At 72.5% G+C, this 26,593-nt stretch carries 23 protein-coding genes; 10 read left to right on the top strand and 13 right to left on the bottom strand.

Annotation, left to right across the window (positions count from 1 at the left end):
- The first annotated feature begins 35 nt into the window (after positions 1 to 35).
- From AC3EUV_RS01450 to AC3EUV_RS01440, 3 genes are all read left to right on the top strand, one after another.
- Positions 36 to 674: a TetR/AcrR family transcriptional regulator gene (locus tag AC3EUV_RS01450; protein WP_435602047.1), complete on the top strand. Its 639-nt coding sequence runs from the start codon at positions 36 to 38 to the stop codon at positions 672 to 674.
- A 143-nt stretch (positions 675 to 817) separates the two neighbouring features.
- On the top strand, positions 818 to 2,005 hold the full coding sequence (locus AC3EUV_RS01445; RefSeq protein ID WP_432140502.1) for a cytochrome P450: 1,188 nt from the start codon (positions 818 to 820) through the stop codon (positions 2,003 to 2,005).
- A 35-nt stretch (positions 2,006 to 2,040) separates the two neighbouring features.
- A complete protein-coding gene (locus AC3EUV_RS01440; protein ID WP_432140501.1) occupies positions 2,041 to 2,235 on the top strand; it encodes a ferredoxin in 195 nt (64 codons plus the stop codon).
- Positions 2,236 to 2,417: 182 nt separating this feature from the next.
- On the opposite strand, the gene AC3EUV_RS01435 is transcribed toward AC3EUV_RS01440, so the two are convergent.
- From AC3EUV_RS01435 to AC3EUV_RS01415, 5 genes are all read right to left on the bottom strand, one after another.
- Positions 2,418 to 4,232: an alpha/beta fold hydrolase gene (locus AC3EUV_RS01435; protein ID WP_435602046.1), complete on the bottom strand. Its 1,815-nt coding sequence runs from the start codon at positions 4,230 to 4,232 to the stop codon at positions 2,418 to 2,420.
- A gap of 209 nt (positions 4,233 to 4,441) precedes the next feature.
- The gene (locus AC3EUV_RS01430) at positions 4,442 to 5,374 is read right to left on the bottom strand and encodes a S66 peptidase family protein (protein ID WP_435601923.1); all 933 of its coding nucleotides are present in this window, start codon (positions 5,372 to 5,374) and stop codon (positions 4,442 to 4,444) included.
- Positions 5,371 to 7,386, bottom strand: a complete 2,016-nt coding sequence (locus AC3EUV_RS01425) for a prolyl oligopeptidase family serine peptidase (RefSeq protein WP_435601922.1) — start codon at positions 7,384 to 7,386, stop codon at positions 5,371 to 5,373. Before AC3EUV_RS01425 ends, AC3EUV_RS01430 begins: the two co-directional genes overlap by 4 nt.
- A gap of 43 nt (positions 7,387 to 7,429) precedes the next feature.
- Complete coding sequence (locus AC3EUV_RS01420) at positions 7,430 to 8,794, bottom strand: M20/M25/M40 family metallo-hydrolase (RefSeq protein WP_432140498.1); 1,365 nt, start codon at positions 8,792 to 8,794, stop codon at positions 7,430 to 7,432.
- Positions 8,787 to 9,620: a M55 family metallopeptidase gene (locus tag AC3EUV_RS01415; protein WP_432140497.1), complete on the bottom strand. Its 834-nt coding sequence runs from the start codon at positions 9,618 to 9,620 to the stop codon at positions 8,787 to 8,789. The genes AC3EUV_RS01420 and AC3EUV_RS01415 overlap by 8 nt, the downstream gene beginning before the upstream one ends.
- Before the next feature lie 460 nt (positions 9,621 to 10,080).
- Here AC3EUV_RS01415 and AC3EUV_RS01410 point away from each other — a divergent pair, with 460 nt between their 5' ends.
- Together AC3EUV_RS01410 and AC3EUV_RS01405 are read left to right on the top strand one after the other, a co-directional pair.
- The gene (locus tag AC3EUV_RS01410) at positions 10,081 to 10,884 is read left to right on the top strand and encodes a PucR family transcriptional regulator (protein ID WP_435601921.1); all 804 of its coding nucleotides are present in this window, start codon (positions 10,081 to 10,083) and stop codon (positions 10,882 to 10,884) included.
- Positions 10,885 to 11,125: 241 nt separating this feature from the next.
- Positions 11,126 to 12,001, top strand: coding sequence for a serine hydrolase (locus AC3EUV_RS01405; RefSeq protein WP_432140495.1), 876 nt, complete (start codon positions 11,126 to 11,128; stop codon positions 11,999 to 12,001).
- An 85-nt stretch (positions 12,002 to 12,086) separates the two neighbouring features.
- Here AC3EUV_RS01405 and AC3EUV_RS01400 read toward each other — a convergent pair whose 3' ends face one another.
- Positions 12,087 to 13,166: a hypothetical protein gene (locus tag AC3EUV_RS01400; RefSeq protein WP_432140494.1), complete on the bottom strand. Its 1,080-nt coding sequence runs from the start codon at positions 13,164 to 13,166 to the stop codon at positions 12,087 to 12,089.
- Between the two features lie 255 nt (positions 13,167 to 13,421).
- Here AC3EUV_RS01400 and AC3EUV_RS01395 point away from each other — a divergent pair, with 255 nt between their 5' ends.
- Positions 13,422 to 14,351 (top strand): class I SAM-dependent methyltransferase, encoded by a 930-nt coding sequence (locus AC3EUV_RS01395; protein ID WP_432140493.1) that lies wholly within the window; start codon positions 13,422 to 13,424, stop codon positions 14,349 to 14,351.
- On the opposite strand, the gene AC3EUV_RS01390 is transcribed toward AC3EUV_RS01395, so the two are convergent.
- The 3 genes from AC3EUV_RS01390 to AC3EUV_RS01380 all read right to left on the bottom strand — a co-directional run bounded on the left by AC3EUV_RS01390 (position 14,342) and on the right by AC3EUV_RS01380 (position 18,760).
- Positions 14,342 to 15,283: an alpha/beta fold hydrolase gene (locus AC3EUV_RS01390; RefSeq protein ID WP_432140492.1), complete on the bottom strand. Its 942-nt coding sequence runs from the start codon at positions 15,281 to 15,283 to the stop codon at positions 14,342 to 14,344. The two genes, AC3EUV_RS01395 and AC3EUV_RS01390, sit on opposite strands and share 10 nt — an antisense overlap.
- Before the next feature lie 142 nt (positions 15,284 to 15,425).
- A complete protein-coding gene (locus AC3EUV_RS01385) occupies positions 15,426 to 18,062 on the bottom strand; it encodes an MFS transporter (protein WP_435601920.1) in 2,637 nt (878 codons plus the stop codon).
- A gap of 254 nt (positions 18,063 to 18,316) precedes the next feature.
- Positions 18,317 to 18,760: an SRPBCC family protein gene (locus tag AC3EUV_RS01380; protein ID WP_435601919.1), complete on the bottom strand. Its 444-nt coding sequence runs from the start codon at positions 18,758 to 18,760 to the stop codon at positions 18,317 to 18,319.
- A 158-nt stretch (positions 18,761 to 18,918) separates the two neighbouring features.
- Here AC3EUV_RS01380 and AC3EUV_RS01375 point away from each other — a divergent pair, with 158 nt between their 5' ends.
- Positions 18,919 to 19,965 carry an Rv2578c family radical SAM protein gene (locus AC3EUV_RS01375; protein ID WP_432140489.1) on the top strand — a complete coding sequence of 349 codons (1,047 nt, stop codon included), beginning with the start codon at positions 18,919 to 18,921 and terminating at the stop codon, positions 19,963 to 19,965.
- A 14-nt stretch (positions 19,966 to 19,979) separates the two neighbouring features.
- On the opposite strand, the gene AC3EUV_RS01370 is transcribed toward AC3EUV_RS01375, so the two are convergent.
- Positions 19,980 to 20,339 (bottom strand): MerR family transcriptional regulator, encoded by a 360-nt coding sequence (locus AC3EUV_RS01370; RefSeq protein ID WP_435601918.1) that lies wholly within the window; start codon positions 20,337 to 20,339, stop codon positions 19,980 to 19,982.
- Between the two features lie 95 nt (positions 20,340 to 20,434).
- Complete coding sequence (locus AC3EUV_RS01365; protein WP_432140487.1) at positions 20,435 to 21,253, bottom strand: SDR family NAD(P)-dependent oxidoreductase; 819 nt, start codon at positions 21,251 to 21,253, stop codon at positions 20,435 to 20,437.
- A 179-nt stretch (positions 21,254 to 21,432) separates the two neighbouring features.
- Between AC3EUV_RS01365 and AC3EUV_RS01360 the strand changes: the two genes are divergently transcribed.
- Positions 21,433 to 22,014: a GNAT family N-acetyltransferase gene (locus tag AC3EUV_RS01360; RefSeq protein WP_432140725.1), complete on the top strand. Its 582-nt coding sequence runs from the start codon at positions 21,433 to 21,435 to the stop codon at positions 22,012 to 22,014.
- Here AC3EUV_RS01360 and AC3EUV_RS01355 read toward each other — a convergent pair.
- Together AC3EUV_RS01355 and AC3EUV_RS01350 are read right to left on the bottom strand one after the other, a co-directional pair.
- Entirely contained in the window at positions 22,011 to 22,475 is a 465-nt protein-coding gene (locus tag AC3EUV_RS01355; protein WP_432140486.1) for a VOC family protein, read from the bottom strand. The genes AC3EUV_RS01360 and AC3EUV_RS01355 overlap by 4 nt on opposite strands.
- An 82-nt stretch (positions 22,476 to 22,557) precedes the next feature.
- Positions 22,558 to 23,235, bottom strand: a complete 678-nt coding sequence (locus tag AC3EUV_RS01350; RefSeq protein WP_432140485.1) for a HEAT repeat domain-containing protein — start codon at positions 23,233 to 23,235, stop codon at positions 22,558 to 22,560.
- A 386-nt stretch (positions 23,236 to 23,621) separates the two neighbouring features.
- On the opposite strand from AC3EUV_RS01350, the gene AC3EUV_RS01345 reads away from it, so the two are divergent.
- Positions 23,622 to 25,472, top strand: coding sequence for a 3-hydroxyacyl-CoA dehydrogenase family protein (locus AC3EUV_RS01345; RefSeq protein WP_435601917.1), 1,851 nt, complete (start codon positions 23,622 to 23,624; stop codon positions 25,470 to 25,472).
- 136 nt (positions 25,473 to 25,608) lie between these two features.
- Positions 25,609 to 26,409 (top strand): TetR family transcriptional regulator, encoded by an 801-nt coding sequence (locus AC3EUV_RS01340; RefSeq protein WP_387238577.1) that lies wholly within the window; start codon positions 25,609 to 25,611, stop codon positions 26,407 to 26,409.
- The last annotated feature ends 184 nt before the right edge of the window (positions 26,410 to 26,593 follow it).

Here is a 26,593-nt window from a genome sequence, read left to right as displayed (position 1 = left end):
CATACGGTGGCGTATGTTTGACCGTACGGTACCGTATGGGTATGGCGCAGCAGCGAGCGAAGGACCCCCACGGCAGCGGTGCACGACCCCGGCTGAGCGCCCGGGACTGGGCCGATGCCGCCCTGGCGGCGATGGGCGAAGGCGGCCTCGCCGCGGTGGCCGTGGAGCCGCTGGCCGCCCGGCTGGGCACCACCAAGGGCAGCTTCTACTGGCACTTCAGCAACCGGGACGCGCTGATCGAGGCCGCACTGGAGCGCTGGGAAGAGACCGGCACCGAGGCCGTGATCACCGAGCTGGAGGCCGAGCCCGACCCCGGCAGACGACTGCGCCGGCTGCTCACCCAGGCCATCTCCCGGGCCGCCACGGACCCGCTGGAGCTCTCCCTGCTGGCGAGCACGACGGATCCACGGGTGGCCGCCGCGCTCGCCCGGGTGACCGACCGGCGCATCGGCTATGTCGCCGCGCTCTTCGCGGCGCTGGGCTTCCCCGAGGGGGAGGCGCGGCACCGCGGCCTGCTGGCGTACACCGCCTACCTCGGCCACGCCCAGCTCGGGCACGCCGTCCCGCACACCCTGCCGGCCGAGGCGGCACAGGGCAGCTATCTGGACGGCGTGATCGACACCCTCGTACGGCCGCGGGACGGAGGCGATGAAACCGAACATGTCGCAATCTGAACGAGGTTGGCCGAACTGCGCGTAGACGTGCCCGGTATCCGCGGCATGAGGTGAGATCGGCGCGGCGAACACGACGCGCCACAGCGTTGTCATCTCACACACGAGCATCTCGAGCCACTCGAAGCTCGTACGGGAGGAATTCCGTGACCGAAGCCATCCCCTACTTTCAGGACCGCACCTGTCCCTACCACCCGCCCGCCGCATATCAGCCACTGCGCGAGGCCGGCCCGCTGACCCATGTCACGTTCTACGACGGCCGCACGGTGTGGGCGGTCACCGGCCACACCGAGGCCCGGGCGCTGCTGACCGACCAGCGGCTCTCCGCCGACCGGCAGAACCCGGCCTTCCCGATCCCGTTCGAACGCTTCGAAGCCATCCGCCGGGTCCGGACACCGCTGATCGGGGTCGACGACCCGGAGCACAACACCCAGCGCCGGATGCTGATCCCCAGCTTCAGCCTCAAGCGGACCGCCGCACTGCGGCCGCAGATCCAGCAGATCGTCGACGGGCTGCTCGACCGGATGCTGGAGCAGGGCCCGCCCGCCGAGCTGGTCTCCGCGTTCGCCCTGCCGGTCCCCTCGATGGTGATCTGCGCACTGCTCGGGGTCCCGTACGCCGACCATGAGTTCTTCGAGGAGGAGTCCCGCCGGATCCTGCGCGGACGGTCGGCCGAGGAGGCGGAGGACGCCCGGCTGAAGCTGGAGGAGTACTTCACCGGGCTGATCGCCGCCAAGGAGAAGAAGCCGGGCGACGGGCTGCTGGACGAGCTGATCGAGGAACGGCTGCGGACCGGCGCGCTCGCCCGCGACGAGCTGGTCCAGCTCGCCATGATCCTGCTGGTGGCCGGCCATGAGACCACCGCCAACATGATCTCGCTCGCCACCTTCACCCTGCTGGAGCACCCCGACCAGCTGGCGCAGCTCAAGGCCGAAGAGGGGCTGATGCCGGCCGCCATCGAGGAGCTGCTGCGGTTCCTGTCCATCGCGGACGGCCTGCTGCGGGTGGCGAAGGAGGACATCGAGATCGGCGGACAGGTCATCCGCGCCGACGACGGGGTCCTGTTCCCCGCCTCGCTGATCAACCGGGACGATGCCACCTATCCGTCACCGGACGAGCTGGACCTCGGCCGTTCGGCCCGCCATCACGTGGCGTTCGGTTTCGGGATCCACCAGTGCCTGGGGCAGAACCTCGCCCGCGCGGAGATGGAGATCGCGCTGCGCTCGCTGTTCACCAGGATCCCGCAGCTGCGGCTCGCCGTGCCGGCCGCCGGGATTCCGTTCAAGGCCGGCGACACCCTGCAAGGCATGATCGAACTGCCGCTGGCCTGGTAGCAGCCAGGACGGCAGACCAGAGAAAGGGGTCCGGAATGCGGATCACGATCGACACCGACCGCTGTATCGGCGCCGGCCAGTGTGCCCTGACCGCGCCGGGGGTCTTCACACAGGACGACGACGGATTCAGTGCGCTGCTGCCCGGCCGTGAGGACGGCGCGGGCGACCCGCTGGCACGGGAAGCCGCCCGCGCCTGCCCCGTGCAGGCCATCGAGGTCACGGACGACTGAGGGCTCTCCCGTCATCCCTGGCGGGCGCACGTCGACGGCCCTGCACGACGACAGCCCTCACGGCGTGACCGCAACATCCCGCGGACGACCCGGCGGACGCGCGCGGCCCGGCTGACACCCGGCGCCCGCGGCGCGCCCGAGCCGTCCGCCCCGCCCTGTCCCTACGGCATCCACTCCATCCGCTACCGCAACACCCCTTGGGTGACGGGCAGTTCAAGGACCCCGGTGTCCTCGGGCGTACTGGAGACCGTCACCGGCTTCACGCCGCGATTGCCCACATAGGCGTCGTCGCTCGCGGCGATCACGAAGCGCAGTCGGTGCCCCGGCTCGTACCGGTGCACGATGCCCGGCAGTTCCACGGTGAACCGCCGGGTCACATCGGGCACCCGGGCCGGGGCCACCAGCCGGTGCACCAGCGTCTTCCTGCCGTCCGGCGCGACATCGTAGAGCTTGGCGAACAGCACCAGCTTGTCGGCCGCGTCCGCGGACCGCTGTGCCCGCTCGGCCTGCGGCGAGGTGACCTTCAGCGTCACCCTGGGCGCGCCCACCACGTCCACCGGCCCGCCCGCCACCGGCTGTGACGTCCAGTCGAGGTAGGTGCCCCGGGCGTCGTACGGCGCCACGTCCGGCACCCCCAGCAGCCCGGCCAGCGAACTCTCCGAGTGGCTGGTGGCCATCCGCAGATTGCGGTACGCCCGGCTGCCGCGCGCCACCGCGCCGCGGTGTGCGACGAGCCTGCCGTCCCCGGAGAGATACAGCCGCCGGGTGCCGCCCGCCGGGAAGGCGGGCGAGGTGGCGTAGGCGGACCCGGCGGTCACCCAGTCCCGGTGGTAGGCGAAGGCGGGTCCGGTGCCGGTTGCCGTCCGGTGCCGCAGATAGCGGTCGAACCACGCCAGGATCCGCCGGCCGACGTAACTGGTGTCCAGATTGCCCTGCGCCAGGTTGAGTTCGCCCTGCACCGGCTTCTTCATCCCGCCGCTGTGGCCCCATGCCTGCCAGATCATCCTGACCGGGGTGCCCTGCGCGGCGAGGGTCCGGTAGGTGGCGGTGGCCTCGTTGAGGTTGAACAGGCTGTCGTTCTGCCCCTGCACGAGCAGCGTCGGCGCCTTGACCGACGGCAGATACGAGACCGGGGAGACGCTGCGCGCATAGTGGAGCACGGCGTCGGTCTGCTGCGCCGGGTACTTCCCGGAGTCCAGCAGCCGCTTGGTCCCACAGGCCCGCGCGACGAAGTGCAGACAGCCGGGGCCGCCGGTGCGCGACGGGTCGAGCTGCGGATGCAGCAGCCCCTGCGCCTCGCCGATCAGGAAGAACCCGTTCGTCCACTGCCACTTGTAGGCACCGGGCAGCGGGCCGGTGACGCCGTGGGTACGGCCGGCGTTGTTCGGATCCAGGGAGTAGGAGAGGTCGTTCCAGGTGATGAGCGGGACCAGCGCGTCGACCCGGTGGTCGACGGCGGCGGTGGCCAGCTGGATCGCGCCGCCGTAGGAGCCGCCGATCATGCCGACCCGCGGATCGCCCGCGCCGTCCTTGGCGACATAGTCGAGACGTGTCCCGTTGTCGGCCGTACGGGCGCCGGCCAGCAGGTCGACCAGCCCGCTCGCCGCCCGGCCGTCGATCCCGGGGTCGTCGAGGGAGATCGGGCAGCCGGTCTTGCCGAAGCCGAGCCCGGAGTAGGCCAGCGCCACATAGCCGCGGGTGGCGAGGGCCTTGGCGAGGCCGTCGGTCGCGCCGTCCTTCTTGCTGCCGCCGAAGCCGTTGGTGGTCAGCACGGCGGGCGCCGGATGGGCGGCGTCGGCTCCGGCCGGGCGGTAGACATCCGCGTCCACGGTGCAGTGGCGTTCCCCGCTCCGGACGGTGACCTTGAGCGCGGTGACGGTGTACGGGTCGGCGGCGGCTGCCGCCGGGGCGGTCAGGACGAGCGGCGCGGCGAGGGCGGAGCCGGCCAGCAGGGCGAGGGACCTGCGGAGCACGGGGCGGAACACGGCTCGGGACACGCTGGGCACGAGGACCTCCACACAGGTCGTACCAACCAGTCGGTAGCGGCGCGCTCATGCTGTGACACGGGTAACGGCAAGTCAACGCTCCGGACCCGCGTCGTGGTTAGGACGTGCGTTCAGTGCCGTTTGGCGGTGGGAGGGGCCGTGGCGACCCCATGAGGCCCTGGGCGGTGGAGGGGTGAGCGGCCATCAGGCAGGCGATGTGTTCACACCGTTGCCGGCACCTCGAAGGTCAGCGCGCCGACCGTCGCGTCCAGCTCGGCGGGGACGCCCAGTGGCACGGTCAGCGCGGAATCGCCGTGGCCGAAGCCGAACTCCTCGGCCACCGGTACCCCGAGCCCGGCCAGCCGGTCCACCAGCGCCGCCCGCACCTGCGCGTAGGGCCCGCAGCGGGCCCAGGAGCCGAGGACGATGCCGGCGACCCCGTCCAGCCAGCCGGCCCGCAGGAGTTGGGTCAGCGCCCGGTCGATGCGGTACGGCGGTTCCCCGACGTCCTCCAGCAGGAGCAGCCCGCCCGCCGCGCTCCGCCGGGCCCGCGGGGTGCCCAGTTCGGTGGCGAGCATGGCCAGACAGCCGCCGAGGGTGACCCCGCGGGCCCGGCCCGGCACCAGCGGCCGGGCGGACGGCGACACCAGGGTGCGGACGGTCTCCGGCGCGAACAGCGTGCGCCGCAGCTGCTCCCGGGTGGCGTCGTCCTTGAGGAAGACCTCACCCGCGACGGCCGGTCCGTGCAGCGTGGACACCCCGCAACGCACCGCGAACGCCTCGTGCAGCACCGTCACATCGCTGAAGCCGATCAGCGGTTTGGGGGCCGCGGCCCGGAGCGCGTCCCAGTCGAGCAGATCGACCATCCGCTGGGCGCCGTAGCCACCGCGCGCCGCGAACACCGCCTTCACGGATGGATCGCACCACGCGTCCTGGAGATCGCGGGCCCGCTGCTCGTCGGAGGCGGCGAGATAGCCCAGGGTGGGGTGGGTGCCGCGGGCATGGGGCGCGGCGACCGGGTCGAGGTCCCAGCCGCGGAGCACATCCAGCCCGCGGTCCAGCCGCTCCGCCACGAGCGGTCCGCTGGGCGCCACCACCGCCACCCGGTCGCCGGGCCGCAGCCGCGGTGGCCGGACCGGCCGGACCTCCGTCATCCGCGCAGCTCCAGCGCCGGGACATCGCCGCGGGTGATGCCGAAGGTCTGGGCGTAGAGGGCGAGTTCGGCCTCCACGGCGCGCACGATGGTCTCCGCGCGGCGGAAGCCGTGGCCCTCGCCGGGGAACGACAGATAGGCGTGCCGTATGCCGCGCCCAGCGACCGCCGCGAGGAACCGGTCGCACTGCGCGGGCGGACAGATCACATCGTCCAGGCCCTGGAGCAGCAGGAACGGTGCGGTGATCCGGTCGGCGCGGTGCAGCGGCGAGCGCTCGCGATAGCGGTCGGGCACCTCGGCGAGCGGTCCGACCAGCGAGTCCAGATACCGCGATTCAAAGTCATGGGTCTCGCCGGTGGCCCAGCCGGTCAGGTCCAGGATCGGATAGCTGATGGTGCCGCAGGCGTAGACGTCGGTGGTGGTCAGGGAGGCGGCGGCGGTCCAGCCGCCGGCGCTGCCGCCGCGGATGGCGAGCCGGGCGCGGTCGGCGGTGCCCTCGTCGGCCAGTGCGCGGGCGACGGCAGCGCAGTCCTCGACGTCCACCACTCCCCACTGGCCGCGCAGCCGCTCGCGGTATTCCCGGCCATAGCCCGTCGAGCCGCCGTAGTTGACCTCGGCGACGCCGATGCCCCGGGTGGTGAAGTAGGCGATCTCCAGGTCGAGCACCAGCGGTGCCCGGCCGGTGGGGCCGCCGTGCGCCCACACCACGAAGGGCGGCAGCTCCCCGTCGGGGGCACGGTGGTCGGGGTTGTGCGGCGGGTAGATGTGGGCGTGGATGTCCCGTCCGCCGGGGCCGGTGAAGGTGCGGCTCAGCGGCCGGGGGTAGTAGGCCGGGTCCAGGACATCGGCGTGCCGGCAGGCCAGGACCCGGGCGCGTCCGGTGCAGGTGTCCAGCTCGACGAGCTCGTACGAGCTGTGCGGACCGGCGGCGATGCCGACGACGCGGCTGCCGTGCACGGCGAGGCTGGGCGCCCATTCGGTCCACGGGCCCGCGGCGTCGACCAGTTCGCCGCTCACCGGGTCGAGGATGCCCAGGGAGGTGGCGCCCCGGCCGTGGATCACCGCGAGGGTGCCGTTGTCCAGGGGCAGGAACCAGCGCTGGCCGACGGTCCACAGCGGCCCGCCGAACTCCTCCTGCCGGGACGGGCACAGACCGCGGCGCGTCGCGTCGCCCTCGGGGTCGAGGCGCTGGAGCTCCCACCAGCCGCTGACGTCCGAGACGAACAGCAGGGAGCCATCGGCCGCCCACTCGATCTGGGCGACGGACTCACCGGCCGCACCGCCGTGCGGCGCGCCGGGGCCGAGATCGCCGGCGAGCGGCCGGATGTCCTCGAACTCGCCCTTCCCGGTGACCCGGGCGACCATCGCCAGGGTGCCCTCCCAGGGCATACGGGGGTGGTCCCACGCGAGCCAGGCGGCGCTCCGGCCGTCCGGGGAGATCCGCGGACCGGTCACAAAGCGATGCCGGTCGTCGCTCAGCTCCCTTACGGCTTCCCGGTGTTCGGCTGCGGAGCCGTCGAGCGGCACGGCCGCGATCACCCGGCGCACATCGGTCGGCCGGTCGCCGGTGAACTCCTCCAGGACGCACCAGACCTCACCGAGCTCGGGGCGCAGCACCGGGTCGGCCCAGCGCAGCCCGTCACCGACGCCGGAGTGCGGGGTGAGCGGGCGCGGGGCCTCGTCACTGTCCGGTGCGTAGGCGTACAGCCGCTGGTCGGCGAAGTTGCTGAAGACGACCAGTGGTCCGCGCTCGGTGACGGCACCGGCCCAGGGCTGGCCGCCGTACTCCAGCACCCGGCTGCGGACGTTCCAGGGCGCGGGGAGCACCGACTCCTCGGCGCCGTCCGGCCGCCGGCGGACCAGCGCCCGCCGGCCGCCCTCGCCGGGCCGCGGCTCCGTCCACCACACCTCGTCGCCGACGACCCCGACAAAGGCCGGCCGGCCGTCGTGCGCGGCGACCATCCGGGCATCTATCGGGGACGTCCAGCCGCCGTACGGAGCCGTGGTCACCATCTGTCGTTCCTCTCCACCACCGGTCGGGCAACGCGTCGGCCGGTCAGACCGCGCGCAGGAAATGATCGAGCACCCGGACCCCGAAATGCAGCCCCTCGACCGGCACACATTCATCCACACCATGGAAGAGCGCCTGGTAGTCGAAGCCCTCGGGCAGCTTCAACGGGGAGAAGCCATAGCCGGTGATGCCCAGCCGGGAGAACTGCTTGGCGTCGGTTCCGCCGGACATGCAGTACGGCACGACCCGGCCGTCCGGGTCGAAGCGCTCGATCGCGGCCCGCATCGCGGCGAACGTCGGGGAGTCCACCGGAGCCTCCAGCGCGACCTCGCGATGGTCGTACTCCCAGCTCACCCCGGGCCCCGTGAGCGCGTCCATGGTCGTACGGAACTCCGCCTCGCCGCCGGGGACCACCCGGCCGTCGATATGGGCGACGGCGGTCCCCGGGATCACATTGACCTTGTAACCGGCGGCCAGCATGGTCGGATTGGCGCTGTTGCGGACCGTCGGCCGGACCAGCTCGGCGGCCCGGCCGAGCCTGCTCAGCAGGGCGTCGACGTCGAAGTCCGGCGCGTCGGCATCGGTGTCGACGCCGTACAGCGCGGCGAGTTCACGGAGCGCGGCCCGCACCGTCGGGGTGAGCCGGACCGGCCAGTCGTGCGCGCCGATCCGGGCCACGGCCGCGGCGAGCCGGCTGACGGCGTTGTCGCGGTTGACCTTCGAGCCGTGCCCGGCCCGCCCCCGGGCGGTCAGCTTCAGCCAGGCCGTTCCGCGCTCCCCCGCCGCGACCGGGTACAGCTGCATCCCGTTGCCGTCGTGGAAGGTGAAGGCCCCGGACTCGCTGATGCCCTCGGTGCAGCCGTCGAAGAGCCCGGGGTGCCGGTCGGCCAGGAAGCCGGAGCCGTCCTCGGCGCTGGCCTCTTCGTCGGCCGTGAAGGCGAGCACGAGGTCCCGCCGCGGCCGCACCCCGCTGCGGGCCCACTGGCGGACGGTGGCGAGCACCATCGCGTCCATGTTCTTCATGTCGATGGCACCGCGGCCCCAGACCACACCGTCGCGGATCTCCCCAGAGAAGGGGTGCACACTCCAGTCGGCGGGCTCGGCGGGCACCACGTCGAGATGGCCGTGCACCAGCAGGGCGTCGGCCGTGGGGTCGGTGCCCTCGATACGGGCGACCACATTCGTCCGGCCCTTGGTGCGCTCCAGCAGCGTGGGCGCCAGGCCGGCCCCGGCCAGCCGCTCGGCGACGTACTCGGCGGCCGGGCGCTCCCGGCAGGTGCCGTCACCGGCGTTGCTGGTGTCGATCCGGATCAGCTCGGAGGTGAACCGCACCACCTCGTCGAGCGCCTGCCGGTCCACGCCGGGGGCCTGCCCGGTCCCGGGCTGCCCGGCGAACTCCACCTCAGCCATATTGTTCCTCCACGGCAGACGACACGACGGTGGTCACCGCCTTGAAGCACCGGATGGCCTCGTACATGTTCGGACTGCGGTACGCGATACGACGCTCCCCGCATCGTTCCACGCCCGGCACACAGGTCGCCGCGCCCACCAGGTGTTCGGCGTCGAATTCCAGCTCCAGGCGGAACGGCCCGCGCCGGGAGGGTTCCTGACGCACCGCCAGCGCCGCTCCCTTGTGGGCGGCGGCCCGGATCTCGGCCGCGGTACGGGCCGGCGGCCGGCAGACCGCCGCATAGCGCGACACATAGTCCTTGACCGCCACCCCGGGCGCCTGCGGGGCGTAGCCGAGGGCGTCCTGGCAGGTGCGGTCGTCGCCGGTGACCAGCACCACGGGGACCCCGTACTCGGCCACCACCAGGGAGTTCAGATAGCCCTCGCTCGCGCGGGTGCCATCGACCCAGACGCCGGTGAGGGTGTTGGCGAGGTAGGTGTGCGCGAGGACGCCTTCGGTGCCCGCACCGGTGTGGTAGCCGACGAAGGCGATCCCGTCGACGTCGCCGTGCTGGACCCCCTCGACCATGCTGAGCGACTTGTGCCGCCCGGTGAGCATCTGCGCGCGCTCGTCGAGCTGTTCCAGCAGCAGATTGCGCATCGTCCAGTGGGCCTCGTTGACCAGCACCTCGTCCGCGCCGCCGTCGAAGAATCCGGCGATCGCCGCATTCACGTCGGACGTGAACATCTGGCGGCAGCGCTCCCACTGGGGTGTTCCCGGCAGCACATCGGCCGGCCAGGTCACGCCCGTGGCGCCCTCCATGTCCGCGGAGATGAGGATCTTCACATGCACCAGTCCCGTCGCAGCTAGGGGGCGGTCCGCACGGCACCCGACGTCGCCCGGTCCCCCAGTTTCGGCGATACCGGACGGCTTGCCCAGCCTAACCAGGGCCTTCGGCCTGACACCCCGTCCGGCACCTTCCAGGACTGCCCTGTTGTGGCCAACCGCACCACTTCTTCATCTCAGCACCACGATTCCTTCCAAGTGGAACCTGGGGGTACGCTCGTCTCCCACCGCATCTCGCACAGTTTCTGTCGCAAAGCGGAAGGACTTCCGACGGAATCCGTAAGGACTTCTGAACGAGTTCTGTCAGCTGCCGACGGCACATGCCAGGTGAGGTACAACGGGCCGGACCAGCTTCCCACGCAAGGAAACAGAGGCAAGAATGGTGAGCGAGGCACTCAATGGCATCCGTTTACCGCAATGCGGTGACACGCGAACCGACAGCGAAGGCCAACTCGCGATCTTGACCGAACTGATCGCGCAGTCTCTTTGCGATCGCAACCCGAGCTTCAAGGAAGTCATCGAGCGAGGCGGTCACCAGCAGGTGGCCCGGCTGATCGAGGACGTGTTGCGGTCCGGCCGCCCACTGCCCGAGAAGGTGCGCGCGGTCATGCTGCGCACCGACACCGACATCCATCTGGTGGCGTCCGCGCTGGGCGACTGCCTCGTCAGCGGACCGGGCGAGCCGCCGGGCCTGCTGATCCCCGCGTCGCTGGCCGACGGCAAGAGCGGCCGGGCCCGACTGAAGGGTGTTCTGCGCCATCGCGCCGCGGTGGTTGGTCATGCGGTGCCGCCGGCGGAAGCCGCCTCCTCGGTACGCGCCGCGACCCGGCTGCTGGATCTGGCGTCCGCGCACGACGGCCCGGAGGCCGGAGTGGTGTTCGTCGACGACCATCTCTCCTCGCTCGTCCTCCTCCAGGACGAGTCGCTGACCCACACCCTGATCGCCCGCCACCTGCGCCCGCTCGCGGGGCTCACGCCGGAGCGGTGCGAGCGCCTGGAGGCCACCCTGCTCGCCTGGCTCGGCGGTATGGGCGCTCCGGAGGTGGCCAAGGCGCTCAGCATCCACCCGCAGACGGTCCGCTACCGGATGCGTCAGCTGGAGAAGCTGTTCGGCGCCCGCCTCCGGGACCCGCGGACCCGCTTCGAGATCGAGATGGCCCTCCGCACCCGCCAGCTGATGGCCGCCACCCGCCGGCGCCGGGCGGCCGCCACCCGCCGACCGCGCGCCGCCCCCAACCCCCGCAAGGCCCTGCCACGCCGCTAGGGCATGTCCCTGTTCGCCCGTGATTTTGGCGAATCTCACATTCCAGCCCACCCCCCCAAATACGGACAAACTACCCATCTCGCCCGAGGTGCCCCCACCCCCGCCACGTATCGTCGCCGTGACCCATGAAGCGGGACACCGGCCGGCCGCACGGCCGCGGTGACCCGGCAGCGCCGGTCGCACGAGGCCGGCCGCCCGACGGCGCAGCCTCCGATACACAGCGGGACAGGACACCACCTCCATGCACGGATCACGCATACCGAGCTGCGCACGCCGCGGGCTGGCCGCGGTCGTGGCTGCCGGATCGCTGCTCGCGGTGCTCACCACGGCGACCCCGGCCGCGGCCGGCTCCGCCAGCACGCCGGTGGGCGGCTCCAAGGTCGTGTGCACCTCGAAGCAGCCGGGCCTGGCGCCCGCGCTGTCCCAGGACATCGCCGACGCCCTCCACGGGCGGGAGGGCGCCTCGGCGCTGGCGATCTACGACCGGCGCACCCGGACCCACTGCGAGTTCAAGGCCGGCGCTCACTTCGACTCGGCGAGTGTGGTGAAGGTCACGGTGCTCGGGGCCCTGCTGCGGAAGGCGGAGGAGGCGCACCGCAAGCTGACCTCGCACGAGGTGCGGCTGACCACCGCCATGATCACCAAGTCGGACAACGACGCGACCACCGCGCTCTGGCGCCGGGTCCGCCCGGCCGGCGTCCAGCACTTCCTGTCGCTGGCCGGTATGCGGCACACCGTCCCCGGCACGCACGGTGCCTGGGGCCTCACCCAAATCACCGCCGGGGACCAGCTCAAGCTGATGGAGCTGCTCACCACGGACAACCGGGTGCTCACCCGCGCCTCCCGTGGCTACGCCCTCGACCTGATGCACCGGGTCGTCCCGGACCAGCGCTGGGGTGTCCCCGCGGGCGCCCCCGGCGGCACCTCCGTGCACGTCAAGAACGGCTGGCTGCCGCGCAAGACCAACGGCTGGCGGGTGAACAGCGTCGGCACCTTCAACGGCGGCGGGAACGACTACGGCATGGCCGTCCTCTCCACCGGCAGCCACACCATGGACGACGGCGTGGCCACCGTCGAGCGCGCCGCCCGGGTCATCCACCGCGATCTGACGCACTGATCTCCGGCCCGGCGGCGTCGGACGGGGGCCCGCGGACGCAGCGGACGGCGCACGCCCGCCCACAGGCGGCGGAAGCCCCGCTCCGTCATCCCCTGCCCGGGAGGATCCGCTTCTCCGGCAGCGCCAGATGGCCGCAGCCGCGGCGCTCGGCCTGGTCCCGGGCGAACGCGACCAGCAGCGGCCGCAGTTCACGCCCCGCGTGCCGCCGGTCCGGGGCGCTCCTCGCCAGGTAGTGGGCGGACTCGCCGTCGCAGCGGGCGGCGGCGGTGCCGAAGTCCTCGCTCATCACCTGGCCGCCGTCCGGGAAGTCGCGCGGCAGCGAGACATTGGCGGTGACCAGGGTCTTGAAGGACTCGTCCGTCCAGTCTCCGTACCAGCCGCTGAACTCGGCATACGGGAACCTGCTCGTGCCGTCCATCAGTGCGCAGTGGGTGATCGCCGCATGCGGGTCGGAGCGCGGGACGACCCGCCAGGGCTTACCCGTAGGGGCCTCGGGGAGCCGGGCGCGGGCCAGCCAGCCGCAGCCGGCGCCGCCCTTCGCCGGCGGCACGGGCGCCGGACGCAGCACCGCCCGCTGCGGCAGCGGCAGCTTCGGCGCGCCGCAACCGGCCTGCTCCGAGGCGCCGTTGGCGAGCGAGACCGCGATCCGCAGGGTGGCGGGGGTGCCGTGCTTCTCGTCCCATTTGCCGATCACCCGGGTGACCAGCCGCCGTTTGCGGCCGAGGGAGTCCCGCCGCAGATCCGGGCACTCCTGCACGATGTAGTGCCCCAGGTCGCTCTGGAAGCCGGGGATTCCCGCGGGGAAGACGAACCCCGGCGTGGTGGGGATGGCGAACTCGCCGTTGAGCCGGCGGTCCACCTTGTCCGGGTCGGAATCGACGTCCGCCAACAACGCGAAGTGATCGTCCGGCGTGTCCACCCCGCAGCTCATCCGGCCGTGGGCGAGATCCGCCGCTTCCTTGCCGGCCTTCAGCTGCTCGGCGGGGAGTACGTCCGCCAGGTCGCCCGTCGAGAGCAGCCCCGCGCACACATGCGTCGCGTACCACCATGGCTGCCACAGCGGCTTGGCCGCGTAACCCCCGCCCACGAGCACCACCAGGACCACCGCGAGGACGGCCACCACCCGCCCGCTCGGCACCCATCGCCGCCACCCCGCTGCCGCCATGACTCCCCCATCCCCCTTGATTCCACGGCGGATTCCCGGGGAACCCACGGCGGAAGACCCTACCCGCCGCCCGTACAGGGGCCGTTGACCGGGCGTACGGGTCGTTGGCGGGGCGTACGGGTCGCTGGCGAGGCGCACCGGCCGCGCCCGGCCCACGCTGCCGCCGTCCGACCTGGCGGTACGACTTTGCACTCCCCCGGGTGACCGGCCCCCCGAACGGCCCCGTACGGCACGGGACCGGGATATCAACGCCGCATGAGCGAGACCGTGCAGCCACTGGTCCGGCAGGCATACGCGCCGCCGGCTCACCAGCCCACACCGCACTCCGGGAGGAACCCGGCGCCCGGCCGCGTCAAGGCAGACCTGGAGGGCGTTCCCGAAACGGCGTTGTGGACGCTCCATCACCGCGCCGCCGAGGCCGCCCGCCCGGACACGGTGCTGCCCGATCCACGCGCCGTACAGCTCGTCACCGAGATCGAATTCCCCTTCCAGGAGCGGCTGGGCGCCGCCCGGCCCTGGCTGGCGCAGGCCCTCGCCCTGCGGGCCCTCGGGTTCGACGGTGTGGTGCGCGCGTTTCTCGCCGACTGTCCGGACGGCACGGTGGTCGCGCTCGGCGAGGGCCTGGAGACCCAGTTCTGGCGGGTGGACAACGGCCGGGTCCAGTGGGTCACCGTCGACCTGGACGACCCGTTGGCGCTGCGGCGGCGCCTGCTGCCCCACGGGGAGCGGCAGCGCCTGGTGGCCTGCGACGCCCGCGACAGCCGGTGGATGGCAGGCATCGATCCCGCGCGCGGTGTCCTGGTGACCGCGCAGGGGCTGCTGATGTATCTCCAGCCCGCCCAGGTGACCCGGCTGATCGCCGCCTGCGCCGGTGCGTTCCCCGGCGGCGCGATGGTGTTCGACACCGTCTCGCGGCGGTTCAGCGCCCGCCCCCGCGCAACGGAAGCCGGTGGCCATCGGCTGCCCCCGATGCCCTGGGGCATGGACGCGGCCGACCGGCACCGGCTGCGGCAGGCCCATCCGGCCATCAGCGAGGTGTCCGAGGTGCCGCTCCCCGCGGGCCGCGGCTTCCTCGGCCGGCTCGCTCCGCGCGCCGCGGCCGTACCCCTGCTCCGCACCGACCGCCCGCTCATCACCCGGCTGCGCTTCGGTGCGGCCCCCGGCTCCCTTACGGGTCAGCCCTGACGGTACTCGGGCACCCCGTCGAGAAAGGCGTGCACCCGTTCCGCGAGCCGCTCCGGGTACTCCCCGTTGATCGCGTGGGAAGCCTTCGGCCAGATCTCCACGGTGCTGTCGCGCAGGGTGCGGGCGCGGGCCGCGGCCTTCCCGGCGTCATGCACGATGCTCTTCCCGGCGATCAGCGCGAGCACGGGGACGCCGATCGAGCGCAGCTCGTCCGCAGCTGGCATGGCCGGGGCCGGGAAGCTGACCTTGAAGTCCCGCATACCGGAGGCGATCAGCCGGCCCTCGATGTGCTCCGAGGCGTTGTCGATCCCGCCGGAGATCCAGCCCAGCAGCCGATTGCGCAGTCCCTCCGGCATCCCGGGAAGGACGCTGCCCAGCGAGACCACGATCATCTTCCAGCTCAGCGGCGCGAAGGTGTTCGCCGGATCCAGCGCGATCACCGACGCGATCCGCTCCGGACGGTGCAGCGCGACCTGCACCGCCAGCCAGCCCCCGATCGACACCCCCAGCACATGCGCCCGGGGCAGTGCGAGCCGGGCGAGCATCTCGTCGATCCAGGCCGCCTGATCGGCACCGGACGTCAGCGGCGCCGACTGCACGCTACAGCCCGGTTCCCCGAGCCCGTCGACGGCGTAGACGGGGCGTCCGCTCCCCATCAGCCCCGGCAGATTCGTCCGCCACAACGGGGTGCAGGACTGCCGCCCCGGCATCAGGACGAGCGGCACGCCGTCCCCCGAGCCGAACCGGTAGACCCGCACCGCCCCGTACGAGGTGTCCACGGTCCGCTGCTCATCGGGCTCGGGCAGCCCGTCCATCGCCTCCCGGTACACCGCCGCGAACCGCTCGAACGCCGCCGGGTCACGGAACGCCCCGATGTGCCGCCGGGCCCATTCGGATCCGATGCGGGGCTCCGGAAAGCTGATCTCCGTCATACGGCCATCCCATCACGGCCGCGCCTGCCGCCGGGCTACGGGGGGCGGAATTCACACCCCATCTCCCAAGGCGACAGGCATATGTGACGTGGCGTCAGGAATGTTAGGAACGACGACCGTTCGGCCAACCGTCGCCGTCCGTTCAGTCCTCGTGCCCCAGCTGGAGGTCGCGTTCGGTGCGGCCGCCGCCGGCGACCTGGAGGACGGTGGCCACCGGCGGGTATCCGGCGGCGATGACGGTGTACTCGCCGGCCGACAGATCCACGAAGCGGAACAGCCCGTCGGGCCCGGTGGTCGCGGTGTCGACGACATTCCCGGCGGCGTCCAGCAGGGTGACCCTGGCGTCCTCGACGGGGCGCCCGCCGCCGGCCCGTACGGTCCCGCGCAGCACCGCACCACCGGCGAGCTCGATGTCCTGGCGGGTCTCCCGGGAAGCCTGCACGGTCACCGGCAGCGCGGCGGGGCGGAACGCCGGGGCGCTGGACGCCAGGGTGTACTCACCGGCCACCAACTCCCCGATGACATAGCCGCCTTCGCGCCCGCTGCGGGTGGTGGCGACGACCTCGCCGCGTACATCGGTGAGGGTGACCATGGCATCGCGTACGGGCGTGCCGTCGCCGGTGGTGACGGTGCCCGCGAGCCGGCCCGCGCCGCCGAGCACGACATCCAGCTCGACCGGCCGCTCGCCGACGGTGACGGTGACCGCCTGCGGCTGATGGCCACCCGCCGCCGCGATCAGCACATAGGAGCCGGCACCCGGTGTGCTCAGCGCATACCGGCCGTCCTCTCCGGTGGCACCGCGGCCGATCTGCCGGCCGGCGACATCGATGAGGGTGAGCGCGGCGCGCGGCACGATGCTCCCGTCGTGATGCTGGACGGTGCCGCAGACCGGGAGTCCGGCCATGGCGGTGGCGTGGCCCTGGGCAGCGCGCCCCTTGGCGGCGTGTCCGTTGGCGGCGTAGCTGTGCGCACGGGCATAAGAGGCACCGGAGTCAGGGGAGTTGACGGCGGTGGTCGGGTCCGGGGCGGTACGCGCCTGCGGCACGGCGGCGGGGTCGGCCGGGTCGCCGTACGACATCTGCGGGGACGGAGTGGCCTGCGGAGCATGAGGGGCGTGGGACACCAGGGGTTTCGCTTTCAGGAAGAGGGCGAGCACAAGGCCCAGAACGAGCACCGGCACGAGGTAGACGAAGATCCTTGGCAGGGCGTCCGCATACGCGGCGAGAGCGCTGTCGCGCAGCGAGGCGGGCAGCGCACGCAGCAGTTGCGGGGTGATCGGCTCCGGACCGGGCAGCTGCGCCGATGCCGGCAGCCGGTCGTCGAGCCGACGGGCCAGCCGGTCGGCGAGCAGGACGCCGAAGAGGGCCGCGCCGACGCTGCCGCCGAGCCGCCGGAAGCAGTGGTGGGCGCCGGACGCGGTGGCGAGGTCGGCGGCGGGTACGGAGTTCCGCACGGCGAGCACCAGCACCGGCAGGACACAGCCGATCCCGAGACCGAGGAGGCCCGTCCAGAGGCTGAAGTCCATCCGCGCGGTGTCCTGCTGGATCCGCGACGGCAGCCACATCCCGACCGCGGCCATCGCACACCCCAGGATCGGGAAGGCCCTGTAGTGGCCGGTGCGGCTGATGAGGTGGCCGGAGGCGAGGGAGGCGATCACGATGCCACCCAGCAGGGGCAGCATCAGCAGCCCGGACTCGGTCGCCGTGGTGCCCTCCGGCTGGAGGAAGGTCGGCAGGTAGCTGGCCACACCGAAGAGCGCGAGGCCGACGGTGGCGCCGATCAGGCCGGTGACATGGAAGACCGCGTCACGGAACAGCCGTAGTGGGATCAGCGGTTCGGCGGCGAAGTACTCCACCGACAGGAACAGCAGGGCGGTGCCGAGCGCACCGGCGCCGAGGCCGAGGACGACCCGGGAGTCCCAGGCGTAGGTCGTACCGCCCCAACTCGCCAGCAGGACCAGGCAGGTGGCGAACGCGGCGAGCAGCAGCGCCCCGGCGAGGTCCGGCCTGCCGCGCCGCGCGGGCCGGGGCAGCTTCAGCGCACCGGCGATGACCAGAAACGTCAGCGCACCGAACGGGACATTGAGGTAGAAGCACCAGCGCCAGGAGGCATGCTCGGCACAGAAGCCGCCGATCAGCGGCCCGGCGGCGGAGGCGAGACCGAAGACGGCACCGATCAGGCCCATGGAGCGGGCGCGGGCTCGTGGCGGTACGACGTCGGCGACGATCGCCTGAGCGCCGATGAGCAGTCCGCCGCCGCCCACGCCCTGGACGGCCCGGAAGGCGACCAGTTCGTCCATGGTGCGGGACCATCCGGCCAGCGCCGAGCCGGCGGTGAAGACGAGGAGGGCGAAGAGGAGGACCGGCTTCCGGCCGAAGCGGTCGCCGAGCTTGCCGTGGAGCGGCAGCCCGAGGGCCGAGGCGAGCAGGTAGGAGGTCACGGCCCAGGGCATCGCGCCCGTACCGCGCAGCTCACCGGCGATCTCCGGGAGCGCGGTGGCGACGACGGTCTGGGCGAGGGCCGCGAGCAGCAGTGCCGGCAGCAGACCGGCGACGACGAGACGGCTGCGGCGGGGGCTGAGACTGGCCGGCACCGGCGTACCGGGGCCGCGCGCCACGGGCCCGGCACTCGCGGCCGGAGCCGGGTTCAGCGCGGGAACCGACTTCCTAGCGGGAGCCGAAGCCGGTTCCGTAGCCGACTCCGGAACCAATCCCGTTGCCGCACCAGATACGGGCGGATCGGTTCGCTCGACCCGCTCGCCCAGGGTGGTCCCGCCCACGTGCTGCTCCCCTCGTCACGCCTGTTGCCGGGCCCAAGTTCTCGCATTGGGCGACAACACGGTTCAAGCGCGGCAAAGGGGTGCGGGCGGGGCGGGACCGGACGTCAAGTACGTTGCCCGGGACGCCCATTGGGCTCCCATCAGGGCTTTCCGTACCGAAGTGCTCCAGCGGGCCGCACACTTCGGTTCAGCGGAAACCACCCGAACCGGTGAGCGTGACGGCATGCATGCCGGGTGACGGAAGTGACTGCCGCTCACTTCTCCACGTGGGCCGCGAGGTTGGCCAGCAGGGTGTCGTAGATCCGGCCGAGGCCCTTGGGGGCGAAGGTCCGCTCGAAGAAGCCGCCGATACCGCCGGCGCCCTGCCAGGTGGTGGTGACGACGACCTTGGCGCGCCGCTCACCGGCCGGGGTGACGACCCAGGTGGTCACCATCGAGGAGTTGCGGTCCTTCTCCACGAGCTGGCCGTCGGTCGGCTCGTCGATCTCCAGCAGACAGTCGCGCACCCGCTTGCTCGTGGCCTGGAGCTTCCAGTGGACCAGGGTGCCCTTGCCGTCGCCGCCCTCGCGGACCTCGTACTCGCTGAAGTGCTCGGGCAGCAGCTGCGGACGCGTGCCGGAGTAGTCGGCGAGCGCGTCGAACACGTCCTCCGGGTCCGCCGCGATCTCGCGCTGCGTGGTGGCCTCGACCTGCCCCATGTGTGTCTTCCTCCAGTACTCGGCTGCCGGTCCTGCGATGCGCCGCCAAGCCAACCACCCCTCGGCGACGCGCCCAAATTCAGGGCCGCCGAGCCGGAAGGGAACATGTGTTCTATTATGGCGAACGGGGGGCTCGGCAGGATCCAGAAGGAGGCCCGATGCGCTGGGACAATCTCGGCGAAAGCCCATCCGCGCTGTTCGGCGCGGATGTCGTCAGCCGGACGATCGACACCCCCGAGTTCCGCGGGATCACCTTCCACGAGGTGCGCGCCCGCTCGATCGTGAACCGTGTCCCGGGCGCCTCCCGGATGCCGTTCGAATGGACGGTGAACCCCTACCGGGGCTGTAGCCACGCCTGCGTCTACTGCTTCGCCCGCAAGACGCACAGCTACCTCGACCTGGACACCGGGCAGGGCTTCGACTCGCAGATCGTGGTGAAGGTCAACGCCCCCGAGCTGCTGCGCCGCGAGCTGGCCGGGCGCCGCTGGCGCGGTGACCACATAGCGATGGGCACCAACGTCGACTGCTATCAGCGCGCCGAGGGCCGCTACCGCCTGATGCCCGGCATCATCGAGGCCCTGCGCGATCACGCCAACCCGTTCTCGATCCTCACCAAGGGCACGCTCATCCTGCGCGATCTGCCGCTGCTCCGGCAGGCCGCCGAGGTCACCGACGTCGGCATCTCGGTCTCCGTCGGCTTCCTGGACCGCGAGCTGTGGCGCACGGTCGAGCCCGGCACCCCCGCCCCGGACCGCCGGCTGGACGTGGTGCGCACGCTCACCGCGCACGGCATCCCGTGCGGTGTGCTGATGGCGCCGGTGATCCCGTTCCTCGGGGACGCACCGGACCAGCTGCGGGCCACGGTCCGGGCCATCGCGGAGGCCGGCGCCGGGTCCGTGACCCCGCTGGTGCTGCATCTGCGGCCCGGCGCCCGCGAATGGTTCATGGCGTGGCTGGGGCAGCACCACCCGCATCTGGTGCGGCGCTACACCACCATGTACGCGGACGGCGCCTACGCCCCCAAGTGGTACCAGCGCCGGATCACCCGCCAGGTCCATGAACTCGCCGCGGAGTACGGCATCGGGCCCGCCCGGCCCGGCGAGGCCCGCCGGATCCCGCCGCAGGACACCGCTCCCGCACCGGCCGGAAGCCCCGGCGACGAGGCCCACCACCCCGCGGAACCCACCCAGTTGACCCTGATATGACCCCGCCGCAGCGCTCAGGCGGGGGCGACCGGCGCCGACTCCAGGGCCCGCGCCAGCCGGTCGCGGACCGCGGTCTGGGCGGCGATCCGCTCCTCGACGACGGCGAGCCGTGCACGGGCGATGCGCAGCCCCTCGGGTGACGGCGCGGCGGTGGTCATATCGCCGTCCAGACAGGGCGAGAAGCAGCGGACATCGGCGAGCGTGAGCCCGGCCGCCAGGAGGTGGAGGATATTGCGGACCCGTACGGCCGCGCGCTCGTCGTAGACGCGATAGCCGTTCGCCCTCCGCTCCGAGGCGATCAGCCCCTCGCGCTCGTAGTTGCGCAGCGCCCGCGGCGACGCCCCCGTGGTCTGCGCCAGCTCCCCGATCCGCACCGGCCCACCTCCCCGTCCGGCACCGTTTCTACCAGGGCGGGGCCGGGCCGCCCGGCCCACCCCGGACGCCACCTCGCCCGTCGGCCGACCGCCCCTCAGCCGACCACCGCTCCCCCGTCGACCGGCAGGACCACCCCGGTCACGAACGACGCCTCCGGCGCGGCGAGCCGGGTGACGGCCCAGGCCACCTCCTCCGGACTGCCCACCCGCCCCAGGGGCGTGTGCGCGATCTGCCACTCCCGTAGGGCCGCCCGCTGCTCCGGGGACCATCCCTGATGCCGCGCGATCGGGGTCTCGATCGCCCCGGGCGCGACCGCGACGACCCGTACGCCGCGCGGGGCCAGCTCCACCGCCCAACTACGGGTGAGGAGTTCGAGGCCGGTCTTCGTCGCGGCGTAGACCGCATTGCCCGGCCAGCCCCGCTGACCGACCGAGGTGCTGACGTTGACGACCACCCCGCCGGTCCGCTCCAGATGGGGAACGGCCGCCTGGCTCAGCAGTACCGGCGCGACAAGGTTCGTCGCCAGCAGCGGAGCCATCCCCTCCTTGGTGAAGCTGCCGAGCGCCCCGCTGCCCACCACCGCGGCATTGTTGACCAGCGCATCCAGCCGGCCGAACGTCTCGACGGCGTGACGGACGAGCTCCTCGGGCACCCCGTCCGCGGTGATGTCGGCCGCGTACGGCACGATCTCGCCGCCCCCGGAGTCGGCCCCGGAGCCGGCGCCCGCCGCCGTCTCCGCCAGCGGGCCGGGCCGGCGCCCCACCGCCAGCACCCGCGCACCTTCCGCCGCGAAGGCGTGGGCGGTGGCCCGCCCGATGCCGGTCCCCGCGCCGGTGACGATCACCGCCCTGCGGGGCGTTCCGGACCTGTGCGTTCCGGACCTCTGCGGCCCGGAGTTCGTTGCCTGTTCCATGCCGCGAGTCTCGAACCCTGACGCCTGGGACAAGGTCAAGCGGCTCCCCGCCTCCCGTCCGCGGAATTCCCCTTGAGAGCCCTCGGGGGCCAGGCCCTAACCTCTCCGGCATGGACCGGACCGAGAGGACTTCCGAACGCACCCCCACACAGCCGCCCCGCCCCGTACGGATACGGGAGATGACCGAAGCCGATATCGACGCGGTCTCCGCGGTGCGGGTCCACGGCTGGCAGACGGCCTACCGCGGGCTGATGCCGCAGGCTTATCTGGACGCGATGAGCGTGGCGGAGGATGCCGAGCGGCGGCGCTCGTGGTTCGCGCGCCGGTCGCCGGAGGTCTCGGACCTGGTGGCCGAGCGGAACGGCGAGGTCGTCGGCTGGGCGTGCGTCGGCCCGGCCCGCGACCCTGATATCGCCCCAGGAGCCGCGGAGTTGCCCGCCCCCCGCCCGGCCGCCGGCGAACTGCTTGCCCTCTACGTCACCCCCACCCTGATCGGCACCGGCATCGGCCGCACCTTGCTGACCGCCGGCATCACCCGCGCCCGGTCCCACGGCTTCCACACGCTGTACCTCTGGGTCGTCCGCGGCAACACCCGCGCCCAGCGCTTCTACGAACGGGCCGGTTTCACCCCGGACGGCGCCGAGGAGTCCTCCGACGTGGGCGGCAGCAGCGTCCCGGAACTGCGCTATCGGCGGTCGCTGGCGAACGGGGCAGCGAGCCGCCCTACGGGCGAACGACGGGACTCTGAAGACCTGCCCTAGTGCACGCAGAACTCGTTGCCCTCCGGGTCTGTCATGATCACCCACTCGCCGCCCGGTTCCTTGATGTGGCTCTCCACCCGGGCGCCGAGGGCGCGGAGGCGTTCGACCTCGGTGTCCCGCTCGCCCGTGGGGCCGTGGAGGTCGATATGGAGGCGATTCTTGGCCGCCTTCTTCTCCGCGCGCGGGACGCGGTTGAAGAGCAGCCGGCGCCCCAGGCCCGTGCCGCTCGCGTCGTCGTACGGGTCGTCGGGGTGGCGTACGGCCGCCGCGTCCCGCCAGGCGCGTCGGTCGTGGTGGTCGAGGAGGATCTCGGGCGGGATGGCGCCGAGGTCGAGGAGCTTGGCGATGAGCGCGCTGTGGTCCTCGACCTCGTAATGGAGGGCGGCCGCCCAGAAGTCGGCCTGGGCGTGCGGGTCGTGGGCATCGATGACGAGCTTCCAGTGCAGCGGAGTGGCAGTCATGGTCACCACTTATAGCCCCCGGCACTGACAATCAGCGGCCGCCGCACGCCTGCACGACCGCATCAGCTGCCCCCTTGACCCCCTAGGCCCCGCCCTCCTCCACCTCTCCCCCACCCGAGGCCGCTCCCTCGGACGCCGCCCCCTCCCCCGCCATCACGTCCTCATGCACCCCGAGCCGCGCCAGGGACGCCGCCGCGGCGGCCGCCAGGCGGGGGTGGGTGACGGCGGCGGTGAGGGCGGGGACGGCGCGGCGGTCGCCGAGGGCACCGAGGCCCTCCACACAGGCGAGGGCCACCCGCCAGTAGGGGTTGTGCGGGGTGAGCAGCCGCTCCAGGGTCGCGATCAGCGCGGGGACGGACTGCGGGGCGCGGAGCTCGGCGAGCAGCCGGACCGGGTGCAGGGCGTAGGCGGTGCGCAGCGGGTTGGTGGCGAGCGCGGCCGCGGCGCGGGCGGTGCGGGGGTCGCCGAGCCGGCCCAGCGCATGCGCGGCAGTGGCGCAGCGCACCGGTTCGCGGTAGTTCAGTAACAGCACGAGCGTCTCGAAGGCCCGCTTGTCGCCGACGCAGCCGAGGACGAAGGCGGCGATCTCCCGGGCCCACAGCGGACGTTCGACGGCGACCAGCATCCGGGCCAGTTCCTCGCGTCCGGCCGGGGTGTTCTTGCGGGCCAGCCCGAGCAACCGCTCGTAGGCGACCAGATCCTGTGGGGAGCGGAGTTCGGCCCGCACCCGGTCGGTCAACTCGTGGAATTCCTCTTCCATTTGCCGTTCCCCTCCCGCCGGGCCGCCCGGGTTCCCGCGACGTGGCCTGCGCCACAGCCTAGTGACCCCCGCTACCCCTGGCGCTCTGGTTACTCACCGGTTAACCTGCTGGAACGAGCAGCACCACTGCTCGGGCGGCCTGGTGACGCAGCCGCCACAGAGTGAAGTCGGTTCGGCACAGCACGACACAGTACGGAGCACACGGCAAGGCCCCGGGACAGGGCTCTCGCCGCGTCTCCCGCACCGCCGGCGCTGCCATGGCGCTGCGGCTCCTCGCGGCTCTTCGCCGCTGTTCTGCCGCGGTGATCACAGGCCCCGCGTCCGCGGATACCCCTCAGTCGTCACTTCTCCCCTGCCTTCAGGGGAACACCCTCAGGAGTCTCGCGATGGGCCCTCAGTCCACCCCTGATCTCTCAACTCAAGCCTCTTCGCCGTCCCTTTCCACCGTCGCCATCGTCGGTCTGGGCACCATGGGCACCGGTATCGCCGAGGTGCTGACCCGGGCCGGCCGCGAGGTCATCGGTATCGACACCGACGAAGCCGCGGCCCGCCGTGCCGTCTCCGCCCTCGAAGCCGCGACCGCCCGCGCCGTGCAGCGCGAGCGGCTCACGGAGCGCGAGCGCCAGGACGCCCTGGCCCGGTTCCGTACCTTCACCGATCTCCAGGCCGCCGCGGACGCCGACCTCGTCATCGAGGTCGTGCCCGAGGACTACGAGCTCAAGCGGCAGGTCTTCGCCGAGCTGGACGCGGTGGTCCGGCCGGACACCATCCTGGCCACCGGCACCAACGCGCTGTCCGTGACCCGGCTGGCCGCGGATTCGCAGCGCCCCGAGCGGGTGCTGGGTGTGCACTTCTTCAACCCCGCGCCGGCCATGAAGCTGGTCGAGGTGGTCTCCTCGGTGCTCACCGCGCCGACCGCGATCGCGGCCGTCACGGAGCTCGCCCGCGACCTGGGCAAGGACCCGATCGCGGTGGGTGACCGCCCCGGCTTCGTCGCGGACGGCCTGCTGTTCGGCTATCTGAACCAGGCCGCGGCGATGTACGAGTCCAAGTACGCCACCCGCGAGGACATCGACGCCGCGATGCGGCTCGGCTGCGGGCTGCCGATGGGCCCGCTGGCACTGCTCGACCTGATCGGCGTGGACACCGCGCGTACGGTCCTGGAGGCGATGTACGCCGAGTCCCAGGACCGGCTGCACGCGCCCGCGCCGATCCTCGGCCAGCTGGCCGAGGCGGGGCTGACCGGCCGCAAGGCGGGCCGCGGGTTCTACACCTACGACGCGCCGGGCTGGGGGCACCTCCCAGCGGTAGCTGGGGGAGCCACGGTCGTGCCGGACGCGGAGAGCCCGGCGGCCGCCGATGAGCTCGCCGGCGGGCGTCCGGTCTCCGGCGTCGGCGTGGCCGGTTCCGGGACGATGGCAAGCGGTATCGCCGAGGTCTTCGCCAAGGCGGGCTACAAGGTCGTGCTGGCCGCCCGCAGCCTGGAGAAGGCCGAGAAGGCCAAGGCCCGGATCGCCAAGTCGCTGGGCCGCTCGGTGGACAAGGGCCGGATGACCGCCGAGGCCCGGGATGCCGCGCTGGCGGCGATCACCCCGGCCGGGTCGCTGGACGCGTTCGCCGATGTGGACCTCGCGGTCGAGGCGGTGGCCGAGGATCTGGCGGTCAAGCAGGAGCTGTTCACGACGCTGGACAAGGTCTGCAAGCCGGGTGCCGTCCTGGCCACCACCACCTCGTCGCTGCCGGTCGTGGCCTGCGCCCGCGCCACCTCGCGCCCGCAGGACGTCATCGGGATGCACTTCTTCAACCCGGCGCCCGCCATGAAGCTGGTCGAGGTGGTCCGTACGGTCCTGACGGCCGACGATGTGCACGCCACTGTGCGGGCGGTCTGCGCCAAGGTCCGCAAGCACCCCGTGGACTGCGGCGACCGGGCCGGATTCATCGTGAACGCGCTGCTGTTCCCGTACTTGAACAACGCGATCAAGATGGTCGAGGAGCACTACGCGACCCTGGACGACATCGACGCCGCCATGAAGCTCGGCGGCGGCTACCCGATGGGCCCGTTCGAACTCCTCGACGTGGTCGGCCTGGACGTGTCCCTGGCCATCGAGAAGGTGCTGCACGCCGAGTTCCGCGACCCCGGGCTGGCCCCGGCGCCGCTGCTGGAGCACCTCGTCGCCGCGGGCTGCCTCGGCCGCAAGACCGGCCGCGGCTTCCGTGAGTACGCCGCCCGGCGCTGACGCGTGGCGGCACCCCCGCACGGCGGGGGGAGGGTGGGGTGGACTGCTGGAACCCGACGGCGGTCCACCCCCGCTCACCGGGGCGGAGGTGGCACCTCATGCCGCAGGTCGCGTAAATATGCAGTACCGTCCCCACATGTCCCAGCCCGCTCGTACGCAGCCCTCCGACCCCGACGCCGCCACTCCCGGAACCCGCCGAGCGGCCGCGCAACGGCTCAAGATGCGCCGTGAATTGTCGGCTGCGGCGATGGAGCTGTTCGCGACCAAGGGCTATGAGGCGACGACGGTCGACGAGATCGCGGCCGCTGCGGGCGTCGCCCGGCGCACCTTCTTCCGCCACTTCCGGTCCAAGGAAGAGGCGATCTTCCCCGACCACGACGACACCCTGGTCCGCGCGGAGGCCGTCCTGGACGCCGCCCCGCCGCACGAGAACCCGCTCGACACGGTCTGCCGCGGCATCAAGGAGGTCATGCGGATGTACGCGGCCTCCCCGGCCGTGTCGGTGGCCCGTTACCGCCTGACCCGTGAGGTCCCGACGCTGCGCGAGGCCGAGATCGCCTCGGTGGCCCGCTACGAGCGGCTGTTCACCCGCTACCTCCTGGGCCACTTCGACGAGGGCGCACATCGCGAGGGCGACGACGATCCGCTGCTCGCCGAGGTCGCGGCCTCCGCCGTCGTCACCGCGCACAACCATGTGCTGCGGCGCTGGCTGCGGGCCGACGCCCAGGGCGATGTCGAGGCCCAGCTCGACCATGCCTTCGAGATCGTCCGGGAGACCTTCGGCGCCGGTATCGGCGCGGGCCGCCCCGGCGGCGAGGAGACCCCGCCGGCGTCCGTCTCCCGGGAGGGTGAGGTGCTGGTCGCGGTGGCCCGTACGGACGCCCCGCTGGACGAGGTCATGCGCACCATCCGCAAGGCGATCAAAGAGCGCAAGTAAGCGCAAGTAACGGCCTTCCGGCCGGAGCAGGACCCGAGCGCGGCCCGGCGCCCATGAGCTGACCGGGCCGCGACCCGGATGGCGTAACGCCCCGGGTGCACACGCTCCGCACATTTCCCCTTTCTTTGCGTCACCTCCAGGCTTCCCATCGGCCGTCTTTTGCTCATGCGTGCCGACGAGATGA

The sequence above is a fragment of the Streptomyces sp. bgisy130 genome, from assembly GCF_057708345.1.
The sequence above is the reverse complement of the archived record's forward strand: the minus strand, read 5'-3'. Positions and strand labels throughout refer to the sequence as shown.